Genomic DNA, 9,106 nt, shown 5'->3' with positions numbered 1-9,106 from the left:
GTCAGAGCTTCTCGCGCGCCAGCGCATCGAGCGCGGGATCGAGCCCGCGTGTCGAGAGCGGCAGGACGAGGTCGCGGCCGGCGGCATCCCGGAAGACGATCCGACCCGCCTCATTGGCCTTGCGCCAGAGCTTCGCCGCCTCATCGGGCAGGACGGCGTCGGCGAAGCAGCCCGTCGGCAGGCAGCGCCGCCAGGGCAGATCGAGCGGCTGGGCCTCCTTCTCGCCGAACGCGATCTGGACGCTGCTCGGGAAGCTGACGCTGACCGGCATCACGGCCGTGACGCGCAGCGGGTCGCCGGCGGAGAGCCGGCCGATCGCGATCTGCGCCAGCGGAGCCTGTTGCCCCTGAGCCTGCAGCACCTGCGCCACCTCGCAGACGCGCTGGGCGCGGGAGCCCTCGATGCGCTGGCAGCGCAGCGTCCAGTCGCCGAAGCTCGCCGTGGTGACGCTGGGCTCTGAGCGGACCGCAGCCGGCGCGGCACCGTTCGGCGCGGCGGGAGACGGCGCAGCCGGGCCCGCTGGCCGGGACGCGGGGGCTTGCGCGAGCGCCTGCGCCGCCGAAGCGAGGGCGAAAGACGCCGCCAAACCTGCCACCCGCCATGCGGTCGATCGTCCAGCCATACCACCCACCCCCTCGATCGCGACGCGATCCCGTGCCGACACCGGTGGGCCTCTGGTCCGCCCCGACCTTCCTGGCGCCGTTTCGGCGGAAAGAAGCGGGCAAGCGACGTTTTGAAGCCGTTTCGGATCGTTCGAGCGGAAGAAGCTTTCTCAGAGGCGACAGAGCTGTGCAATGCACCGGTCAAAAATGGTCAGCAAATGGTTTACATGCCTGACCTAACGTCATGATTTGCGAGGAACGTGCTCGCCGCGTGGTCGCCCAACAGCCCGACGAGCGGCGCAGCGACGGCGCCGCCCGTGAAGATCGCGGCCGTGAAAACGGCGATGTCGGGCGGGTCAGTTGGGCTCTGGAAGACGGCCGCCAGAGCATTGCCGAGCGCGACCTCGGCCATATCGGCGAAGAGCCCGAGCGTCAGCACCGCGAAGAGGGTCAGCCGAACCTTGCAGGCGGGCAGGGCGTCGAGACGCGCGCCGATCGCGAGGCTCGCCTCCGCGGCCGAGCGCTGTCCCGTCGCGGCTACCAGGCCGGGCGCACGCCCTCGAATTGGGCGGGGGGCGCCGGCATGGCGCGAAGGCCGGAGCCGACGCCCGCTCCGGCAGTGGCCGCATCGAAGGCGGCCGCGATGATCACGAGCTTGGTGGCCTGGACCCGCGCGTAATCCTCGCGGAAGGCGCGCGACAGCCAGAGTGGCGAGCGGCCCGGAACACCGGTCCAGCCGATGGCGCCGAGCGCGATGGCGCCGGCGAGCGTGCGGCCGGCATGGGTGCGCGAGATGTTGAAGGGCTTGGCCAGCGCGGAGACGGAGGTCACGTCGGTGACGGCGCGCTCCTCGAGGTCGGCGGTGGGGTCGGAGCCGGCGATCAGCCGGTCCATCAGGCTGCCGCCCTCGTCGACCGAGGCGAAGACCGCATAGGTCGATGGCGGGTTGCGGATCAGCGGCGAGGCCAGCAGCGCATCGGCCACCACCGGTTCGACGGCGGCGAGCAGCGTGATGCCGCCGGATTGCATGATGGCGGCGCGGCTGCCGCCGTCGAGGCCGTCGATCACAGCCAGATGCAGCCGATACCACTCACACATGCCCCACAGCGTCTCGGGGGCCGGTTCGGCGATGCTCGCGCGCCCCCGGTCCGGGCCGCAGACGCGGATGAGCCCGTAATAAAGCGCTTCGGCGAAGAAGGCGGCGGCGGTGTTGCGGCTCGACAGGCCATGCGCGAGAGCGTTCTCGACGAAGTCGCGCTGGGTCATGCCCGGTTTGCCGCCGAGCATGCCACGGAAATAGGAGGCCAGGGCGGCGTGCGAGATCAGGCAGCGCTGCTGCGACGCGAACTGCGTGACGAGCCGCGGCACGACCTGCTGCGCGCCCAGGAAACCGCCTGCAAGGGCCCTGACGAGCCCGGCGAAGCGCGGATGGGCCAGATAGCCCTCGACCTCGAGTGAACCCCCGTCCATCCGTCCCCCCCGGAACGTCAAACATCACCGCGGGGTCTCGTTGATCACATGGCACAGATCACGGCAATATGTGAATTTCAGCTATGGTTCACGTCGGCGTGAACCGTGCCGTGCAGGATCGCCCGCACCATGGCGGTGTAGCGCTGGTGCAGGCCCTGCGGATCGACCGGCGGCAGGCTCTGATTGGTGCCCCGGGCGCCGTCGGCGAGAAGCTGGGCGAGATCGCGAGGCGTGACGCCGTCGTGAAGCCGCAGAAGGCCAAGGGCCGTCATTTCGCCGATCAAGCCGGCCAGCTCGCCATGGAAGCTCTCGGCCGAGACGATCATCAGGTCGCGGCAGCGACGGAAGGCCTGATCGTTGATCTCGACCGCATGGGGCGATGTCGCCAGACGTCGCCGGTTGTGGCCGTAGCGAGTGTCCAGCGTGACCGCGAAGACGTCCACAGGGTCCTGCGCTGCGTCGAGGGCGGCCCGGCCCGCCGCCATCCCGGCCTCGACGGCGGCGCTGTTGACGCTCTCGATGAGGAAGCGGAACGCCTCCTCCTTGCTGCTGAAATGGTTGTAGAGCGTGCGGCGTGTCAGACCTATGGCATCGGCGAGCGCGGTCATCGTCAGCCCCTCGTAGCCATGGCCTAGAAAGGCCTGTTCGAGCCGCGTCACGAGGTCCGTGCGGGTCACCATTGAAACATCCAGATGCGGTCTGTGAAATGCGCCCCGGCAAGCCGTAGCGTGTCGGCCGCCGAGGGCGCAACCACAAGGGTGCTTCGTCGCCCTGCGGTGCCCGCGGCCGTCAGCCGCGGGTCAGCAGCAGAACGGCGGCATCGTACTCGGCGCGTCGCAGGGCGCGACGCTCGGCCGCTTCCTCATCCTGCCCCCAGATCCCGATCTGGTAGTCCTCGTCGCAATGGGCCGCTTCCCAGACCGCGTCGGCGTCGCGCAGGCCGAAATGCAGGGCCAGCATCAGCAGGGCCGAGCCGGTGAGGGTCATCACGCTGTGGGCGCCGGCGAGTGCGACAGGGGCGGGAATGGTCGCGACGGCGTCTTCGACCGCCTTAAGCGCCGGGGCCGGCTGCGGTGCGAAGACGATGCCTTCTGCGAGGATGAAACGGGCGCCGAGCCGCTGCTCGACATCGCGGCGGATCGGCTCCCAGACCTCGTTCTGGCGGGCGACCAGCGCCTCGGGCTCGCCGGCGCGATAGCAGATCGCGTCGCTGCCGGCATAGCGCACCATCTCGGCTCGCACGGCGTCCTGCTGGTCGGCGACGCCGTCCAGCGCCGAATTGACCAGCCGCGTCAGAGGCATCCGGCCCGGGTCGACGACCTGTTCCTGGGCCTGCCACTCGGCGGCGAGCGCCTCGGCCACGTCGCGCGAGGCGATGGCGAGCGGGTTGCGGGCCGGGGTGCGCGCGGTGCGGCCGTCGAGCGCGACATGGAACAACCCGTCGCGCTCGATGGCGGCTGCGCTCTCGTAGAAGCGCTTCGGCAGGGCGTTGCGCATCGCCTTCTGGGCGGCGGCGACGGGATCGGGCTGGCGCTGGCCGGCGGCGCCGAAGCGGGCGAGGAAATCATCGGTCGACATGGCCGCGCCTCTAGCATGGCGCCGGAGCGCGGTCAGCCTCGGAAACGGTCGCGCCAGGCCGGCAGCGCGCCTGCGAAAGGCAGGGCGGTGGCGGCATGGACGCCGCGCGCCACGGCCCGCGCCAGCACGTCGGCGGCCGTGGCGCAGAGCTCCGTCAGCGCGAAGGCGTCCGAGGGCGCGCCGCTATGGCCGGTCGCGGCGGCGAAGACGACGTCGCCGTCGAGCGCGCCATGGGAGGGCCGCAGCGCCCGCGCCAGCCCGTCATGGGCGGCGAGCGCGAGGCGCTTGCACTGCGCCTTGGTGAGCACGGCGTCGGTCGCGACGAGAGCGATCGTGGTGTTCTGGCCGGCCCCGCCCTTGAAGCGAAGCCCGAGATCCTCCGGCCGGATGCCGGCCGGCCAGCCCAGCCCGCCGAACTCGCCCTCGCGCTCGTAAGGCGCCGCCCAGAAATGCGGGCCGTCGCCGATCGTCGCCGTGCCGACCGCATTGACCGCGACGAGCGCGCCGACGATCTGGCCCGTGGCGGCGCGGGCGCTGGCCGAGCCGAGCCCGCCCTTGAGATTGGCGGTGGTGGCACCAAAGCCGGCGCCGGCCGTGCCGAGCGCGAAATCGGCGCCGGCGTTGGCTGCGGCTTCTGCGCCCAGCCGGCGATAGGGCGCTTCCTCACCGCCCTTGGCCCAGGGCTTGGCGCCGCCAGTGAGCAGGTCGAACAGGATCGCCTGCGGGACGATCGGCACGCGCAGCGGCCCGATCGCGAAGCCGCGGCCCTGGCCCGCCAGATGCGCCATGACCCCGTCGGCCGCCGCCAGACCCCAGGCCGAGCCGCCGGAGAGCACGATCGCATCGACATGCTCGACCGTCATCTCCGGCTCGAGCAGGGCGGTGTCGCGCACGCCGGGCGCCCCGCCGAGGATCGCGACCGAGGCGACCGTCGGGCGCTCGAACATTGCGACGGTGACGCCGGTCGCGGCGTCAGCGTCATGCGCCTGACCGACGAGGAGGCCGCGGACATCGGTGATCAGGTTGCGCATGGGCGGCTCGGAGCAGGGCGGGGCGAAGCATGTGCGGCCGGGGGAACGGCGGGAGGGCGCGCGGCGTTACATTACGATCTCTTCATGCTTGCGCCACCGCAAGGACATCGCGGAGGGCGCAGCTTAGGCCCATCGCGACCCGGCTTCGAGACCCGCTGAGCGAATACCCTTTCGTCGACCTCTGGGAGAATCCTGATGAAACCCTTCGCCCTGATCGCAGCTTCCTCCATCGCGGCCTTGGCAGCGGGCTTCGCCGTCGCGCAGCCGGCTCCGATCCCGCCGGCCGGCGGCGAGCGCGACGGGCCGCGCCAGGAGCGCAGCGAGCGCCCCGATCGTGCCGACCGCTATGAGAGCCGCGAGGAGCGCCGCGCCGAGTGGCGCGAGCAGCGCGCGGAACGCATGCAGGCGCGGCTCAACGAGCGTCTCGCCAAGCTGCGGACGGATATGCGGCTCAAGCCCGAGCAGGTGCCGCTGTTCGAGACGGTCGAGGGCGTCATCAAGAAGCGCGCCGAGGAGCGCCGCTCCGGCTGGTCGGCGATGCGCGAGCAGCGCGAGACCTTCCGCCATGCCGACATCATGGAGCGGCTCGACATGATGTCCGGCCGCGCCAGCGAGCGCGCCGCGCGCTCCAAGGAACTGGCGGACGCCGTGCGCCCGCTCTGGGTGACTCTCAGCGACGAGCAGAAGACGGTGGCGCGCCGTGCGCTCCGCGAGGCCATGGCCGAGGGCCGCGGCCGGATGCGGGCGATGCACGAGCGCATGCATGGCGGCATGGACGACCGGATGGAGGGCCATCGCGGCGGCCGCGGTTATCATGACGGCGAGCGCGGGCCGCGCTGGCGCGAGGAGCGCGGCGACTATGGCGACCGCCGCGGCTGATCCCGCCCGCGAAGCAGAGAACCGGGGCGGCTCGCGACAGCCGCCCCTTTTTCATGGGCCGGCGCGGGGCTCAGGTGCCGACCGAATCGGTGACGCATTTCTTGGTGAAGCTCGTCTTGGCGGCGCCGGCGAGCTTCTTGTCGGCGGCCTGCTTGTCGCAGGCGGCGGTGGCGTCCTTCTCGCATTTGGTCAGGAAGCTGGTCTTGGCGGCGCCGGCCAGCTTCTTGTCGCTGGCCTGGACGGCGCAGCTCTGCGCCTGGGCGAAGCTGGTCATGCAGGTGAGGGCGAGGGCAGCCAGGAGGGTCTTGGTCATCGTCGCTGATTCCCGTTTGTGGGACGCCTAGGGTTACCCCTGCGGCAGACGGCCGCAAGCGGCTTTTCCATGGCTGCCGCCGCAAATCCGCCTCAACCCCTAACGCGCTGGGAACAAAGCCAAAACGGCGATTTACCCTATCCGTTCAACTTCGATTCACGTGTTTCCGTTTACGTTTTGGCAGCAATACCGAAACAAGGGTTGGGCCATGAAGACACCATGGTTGATCTGGGGAATGCGGGGCTTCATCGGCCTCGTCTTCGTCGCGAGCCTCTTCGGCCCCTATGCGCTGTCGATCCTGATCGGCTGCCTGGGGCTCGGCTGCTACTGGTTCCGCGACGAGGTCGGCTCGCATCTGTGAGGCGATGGTCGCGCCCGGCGGCCTGTCGCCTCAGCCGCGGGTGATGACGGGCACGCCGATCAGCAGCGGGTGGAGCCAGAGCGCGAAGACGACATAGAGCGCGAGCCCCGCGACGATCGCGATGACGTCGCGGCGGCCGAAGGCGACATTCGTCATCGCGGCGGCGCGGGCGATCTCCTCCGGACGGCGCTTGACCGAGATGCGCGCCATCACCGCCCAGGCGAGGAAGCCGCCGAACAGCAGCAGGCTGCCGAGATCGCCATTGGCGAGGAGATGGGCGGTGGCCCAGATCTTCACCGCCAGCAGCATCGGGTGCTTGACGCGCGCCAGCAGCCAGGAGGGCCGCCGGCCGACGGCGAGCAGGATGAAGATCGGCAGGTTGAGCAAGAGCGCCAGATGCCGCGTCCAGACCGGCGGCTCCCAGACGACCGTGTAGCCGGCCGCGCGCTGCAGCCCGTAGCCATAGATCAGCAGCCCGAAGCCCAGGATCGAGACGGCCGAATACAGCCCCCGGTAGCCGCCCGCGCCGAACCGCTCGATCAGCCGCGCGCGCCTATCGCGCTTCATCGTGACGGCATGCATGCCGAGGAACAGGACGAGGCCGAGAATCAGGACGAGCATGCGGGAAACGCCTCAGATTGGAGCGGTTCCAACCATGGACTGGCGGGGTGGGGGCTGCAACTGGGTGGGGGCGGATGTGACGTTGATTTCGGGCGCCGAACAGCCAGTGTTTCAAAGCACAACGTGCGCTAGTGTTATAGCCGGGTGAACTGGGGCAATGAACGATTGCGAAAGTGATGTTGCTGAGACACCGAAGATCAAGCGTGCTACGCCCCTCGCGCCCGATCGGTTCTCTAATGAAGATTATCTTCTTAGGAAGATCACCCGTTGGGCGGTAATATTTGGGTCGTCAATGTTTGGTGCGGTGTTCTTGTTGAGCGCGCTTTCACAATTTACTATGAAGCGTGGGTAATTGAGTTGGCTCGCGCCCATTTTGCTGCTACCGTGGGATCGCCGTTTGCGGCTCTGGCTGCCTTGTGTCTAGTTGTGATACTAGAGATCAACATCGGGAAAATTGAAATAAAGGTCTCGGATTTTATTTTAAAGGAGCGGGGGCCCATTGATCATGTGGATATTTTGCTTCATCTCTATTGCCGCCGCAATCAAGCTTCTTTGGTGATTGGCTGGCAGGCGGATGGTTTCTGTTGGCTGTCAATCGGGCAGGACTCAAGGCCCCGGCAGCCACCTTGATGGCGCCTAAAGGAGACGCGAGGGGGGCACGTAGAAAAGGTAATGCGGCGGACAATGGATGGGTTGAGGAATTTTTTGGTTGAATATGCGAGCGTCGTGTAGAAACGTCCTCCTGCCTTGACCGGATTCACGGATGGAGGTGTAGGAGGGCTGATGATAAAAGAACTATGGGAAGAAGATTACAAAGCTAATAATGGCAAGACATATCGGCTTGTAATTTACACTGATTCGCGAACGCCGGAACTAACGATCGTCGAGGCGTTCGACGGCAAGCAACCGGCTGTTTTGGAGCTGGCGCCGGGGATCCGGCAGCGCGAGGCGCACTCCGTTGCGGACGATGTGGGTGAGAGCTTTGCCAGAGTATTTAATATATCCGCGTTTCTACATCTGATAGATGATCTCAAAGAACGCCTCGATCGGTACGGGACGTAGAAATATCCGTATCGCGGATATTAGAATTTGCCGAACAGTTTGTCTCCCATTTGCTTGTATATTGCTCTCGCCTACGTGATTTAGACTTCCGAAAATGGAGGTGAGCGAATTATGGCTGCCAATCTTCCGTACCTGGCAACGCCGGGTTCGATCAAAAACGCGTTTGAGAAGATCAAGACCGCCGCAACTCCAGATCGCGTCACTGCCGATTTCGTTAAGAACAAACTGTTGATCAAAGGTGGGGCGGGCGCAGCTCTGCCTCCATTTCTTAAGCGCATTGGCTTCGCCAACTCAGACGCTACGCCGTCCGAAATCTATCATCGATTTAGGAATGCGCAGACGTCTGGTGCTGCCGTCGCAGAAGCGCTCAGGTACGGTTACAAGGAACTATTTGAGATCAATGAAGCTTGCTACGATCTAAACGAGAGCGATCTTCATAGCCTAGTCTGCCAGGTGACAGGGGCAGCAGCGGATAGCAATGTTGCGCGGTTAACTGTCACCGTATTCCGTTATATGAAGGCTTATGCGGATTTTAGTATCCGCTCGAAGCCTCAAGCTATCGACATCACCGCGAGCGACGAGATGCCCAAGCGGCAATTTGCACCTCCATCGTCAGCAGATGGTGTTGGGCTTAATCTGTCCTACACGATCAATTTGAACCTGCCGGCCACTGCTGATCAGGCAGTCTTCAACGCAATTTTCAGAAGCCTCCGGGAGCATCTTCTGAATGGCCAGTAGAGATGTTCTCGACAAGATAAAGGCTTTCGGTATGACCAACCAGTTGGTCACAGGAGAGTTGTCACAAATCGAGCGGACCCACGACATTGTACTGGGGCATGTCCCACCTGTAGTTGAGGCGGAAGAGCGCGACTATTATCCGCAGCTTGATGCGGCGGCGCGGGCTGAAGCGGCCCGTATGGCCCGACATTATGAGGTCTTTTATGCACTTGAGCGGACGATTCGTGCCCTCGTCAATCAGACACTTGAAGAAGCGGATGGAACTGCCGATTGGTGGGCCGGAACCAGAGCGGCCGCCCACACAAAAAGTGAGGTCGAGCAGCGGATACAGAAGGAGCTTCATGCAGGCGTTAGAGCGGAATCCGATCAGGTTGCATCGTATCCTGCGGCGCTGAAGTAGTTTGCGCATTCAGCGGGCGGGAAGAGATCGATGATGCGGCCGATGGCGCCC

The 9,106-nt window shown here is 66.2% G+C and carries 14 protein-coding genes; 6 read left to right on the top strand and 8 right to left on the bottom strand.

Annotated features, from left to right (window positions below):
- Position 1 precedes the first annotated feature (1 nt).
- The 6 genes from ACFPN9_RS17625 to ACFPN9_RS17600 form a co-directional block, all read right to left on the bottom strand.
- Positions 2–595 (bottom strand): invasion associated locus B family protein, encoded by a 594-nt coding sequence (locus ACFPN9_RS17625; protein WP_377817348.1) that lies wholly within the window; start codon positions 593–595, stop codon positions 2–4.
- 230 nt (positions 596–825) lie between these two features.
- Positions 826–1,041: a hypothetical protein gene (locus tag ACFPN9_RS17620; protein WP_066719072.1), complete on the bottom strand. Its 216-nt coding sequence runs from the start codon at positions 1,039–1,041 to the stop codon at positions 826–828.
- A 98-nt stretch (positions 1,042–1,139) separates the two neighbouring features.
- Positions 1,140–2,072, bottom strand: a complete 933-nt coding sequence (locus tag ACFPN9_RS17615; RefSeq protein WP_066719070.1) for a hypothetical protein — start codon at positions 2,070–2,072, stop codon at positions 1,140–1,142.
- Between the two features lie 77 nt (positions 2,073–2,149).
- Positions 2,150–2,752, bottom strand: a complete 603-nt coding sequence (locus tag ACFPN9_RS17610) for a TetR/AcrR family transcriptional regulator (protein ID WP_066719067.1) — start codon at positions 2,750–2,752, stop codon at positions 2,150–2,152.
- A 109-nt stretch (positions 2,753–2,861) separates the two neighbouring features.
- Positions 2,862–3,650 (bottom strand): ATP12 family chaperone protein, encoded by a 789-nt coding sequence (locus ACFPN9_RS17605; RefSeq protein WP_066719064.1) that lies wholly within the window; start codon positions 3,648–3,650, stop codon positions 2,862–2,864.
- Positions 3,651–3,682: 32 nt separating this feature from the next.
- Positions 3,683–4,681 (bottom strand): P1 family peptidase, encoded by a 999-nt coding sequence (locus tag ACFPN9_RS17600; protein WP_066719057.1) that lies wholly within the window; start codon positions 4,679–4,681, stop codon positions 3,683–3,685.
- A gap of 195 nt (positions 4,682–4,876) precedes the next feature.
- Between ACFPN9_RS17600 and ACFPN9_RS17595 the strand changes: the two genes are divergently transcribed.
- On the top strand, positions 4,877–5,560 hold the full coding sequence (locus ACFPN9_RS17595) for a Spy/CpxP family protein refolding chaperone (protein ID WP_066719054.1): 684 nt from the start codon (positions 4,877–4,879) through the stop codon (positions 5,558–5,560).
- 70 nt (positions 5,561–5,630) lie between these two features.
- On the opposite strand, the gene ACFPN9_RS17590 is transcribed toward ACFPN9_RS17595, so the two are convergent.
- Positions 5,631–5,873, bottom strand: coding sequence for a hypothetical protein (locus ACFPN9_RS17590; protein WP_066719051.1), 243 nt, complete (start codon positions 5,871–5,873; stop codon positions 5,631–5,633).
- A gap of 208 nt (positions 5,874–6,081) precedes the next feature.
- Between ACFPN9_RS17590 and ACFPN9_RS17585 the strand changes: the two genes are divergently transcribed.
- On the top strand, positions 6,082–6,234 hold the full coding sequence (locus ACFPN9_RS17585; RefSeq protein WP_156446488.1) for a hypothetical protein: 153 nt from the start codon (positions 6,082–6,084) through the stop codon (positions 6,232–6,234).
- Positions 6,235–6,264: 30 nt separating this feature from the next.
- Here the strand turns inward: ACFPN9_RS17585 and ACFPN9_RS17580 are convergent, their stop codons facing one another.
- Positions 6,265–6,855, bottom strand: coding sequence for an NnrU family protein (locus ACFPN9_RS17580; protein ID WP_066719044.1), 591 nt, complete (start codon positions 6,853–6,855; stop codon positions 6,265–6,267).
- Positions 6,856–7,122: 267 nt separating this feature from the next.
- Here ACFPN9_RS17580 and ACFPN9_RS17575 point away from each other — a divergent pair, with 267 nt between their 5' ends.
- From ACFPN9_RS17575 to ACFPN9_RS17560, 4 genes are all read left to right on the top strand, one after another.
- On the top strand, positions 7,123–7,485 hold the full coding sequence (locus ACFPN9_RS17575; protein ID WP_156449864.1) for a hypothetical protein: 363 nt from the start codon (positions 7,123–7,125) through the stop codon (positions 7,483–7,485).
- A 153-nt stretch (positions 7,486–7,638) separates the two neighbouring features.
- A complete protein-coding gene (locus ACFPN9_RS17570; protein WP_068072117.1) occupies positions 7,639–7,917 on the top strand; it encodes a hypothetical protein in 279 nt (92 codons plus the stop codon).
- A 111-nt stretch (positions 7,918–8,028) separates the two neighbouring features.
- Positions 8,029–8,655 (top strand): DUF5343 domain-containing protein, encoded by a 627-nt coding sequence (locus ACFPN9_RS17565; protein WP_156449865.1) that lies wholly within the window; start codon positions 8,029–8,031, stop codon positions 8,653–8,655.
- Positions 8,645–9,055 (top strand): hypothetical protein, encoded by a 411-nt coding sequence (locus ACFPN9_RS17560; RefSeq protein WP_377817337.1) that lies wholly within the window; start codon positions 8,645–8,647, stop codon positions 9,053–9,055. Before ACFPN9_RS17565 ends, ACFPN9_RS17560 begins: the two co-directional genes overlap by 11 nt.
- The last annotated feature ends 51 nt before the right edge of the window (positions 9,056–9,106 follow it).

It is taken from the genome of Allobosea massiliensis (assembly GCF_042655245.1).
Taxonomy (GTDB): domain Bacteria; phylum Pseudomonadota; class Alphaproteobacteria; order Rhizobiales; family Beijerinckiaceae; genus Allobosea; species Allobosea massiliensis.
Note: the sequence above shows the minus strand (reverse complement) of the source record. Positions and strands in the feature narration are given on the sequence as shown.

Bases quoted from the DNA above. Each gene is read 5' to 3' on its own strand.
- ACFPN9_RS17560 (WP_377817337.1), top strand. From the start codon at position 8,645: ATGGCCAGTAGAGATGTTCTCGACAAGATAAAGGCTTTCGGTATGACC.
- ACFPN9_RS17610 (WP_066719067.1), bottom strand. From the start codon at position 2,752: ATGGTGACCCGCACGGACCTCGTGACGCGGCTCGAACAGGCCTTTCTA.
- ACFPN9_RS17615 (WP_066719070.1), bottom strand. From the start codon at position 2,072: ATGGACGGGGGTTCACTCGAGGTCGAGGGCTATCTGGCCCATCCGCGC.
- ACFPN9_RS17570 (WP_068072117.1), top strand. From the start codon at position 7,639: ATGATAAAAGAACTATGGGAAGAAGATTACAAAGCTAATAATGGCAAG.
- ACFPN9_RS17605 (WP_066719064.1), bottom strand. From the start codon at position 3,650: ATGTCGACCGATGATTTCCTCGCCCGCTTCGGCGCCGCCGGCCAGCGC.
- ACFPN9_RS17590 (WP_066719051.1), bottom strand. From the start codon at position 5,873: ATGACCAAGACCCTCCTGGCTGCCCTCGCCCTCACCTGCATGACCAGC.
- ACFPN9_RS17595 (WP_066719054.1), top strand. From the start codon at position 4,877: ATGAAACCCTTCGCCCTGATCGCAGCTTCCTCCATCGCGGCCTTGGCA.
- ACFPN9_RS17600 (WP_066719057.1), bottom strand. From the start codon at position 4,681: ATGCGCAACCTGATCACCGATGTCCGCGGCCTCCTCGTCGGTCAGGCG.
- ACFPN9_RS17565 (WP_156449865.1), top strand. From the start codon at position 8,029: ATGGCTGCCAATCTTCCGTACCTGGCAACGCCGGGTTCGATCAAAAAC.
- ACFPN9_RS17580 (WP_066719044.1), bottom strand. From the start codon at position 6,855: ATGCTCGTCCTGATTCTCGGCCTCGTCCTGTTCCTCGGCATGCATGCC.
- ACFPN9_RS17585 (WP_156446488.1), top strand. From the start codon at position 6,082: ATGAAGACACCATGGTTGATCTGGGGAATGCGGGGCTTCATCGGCCTC.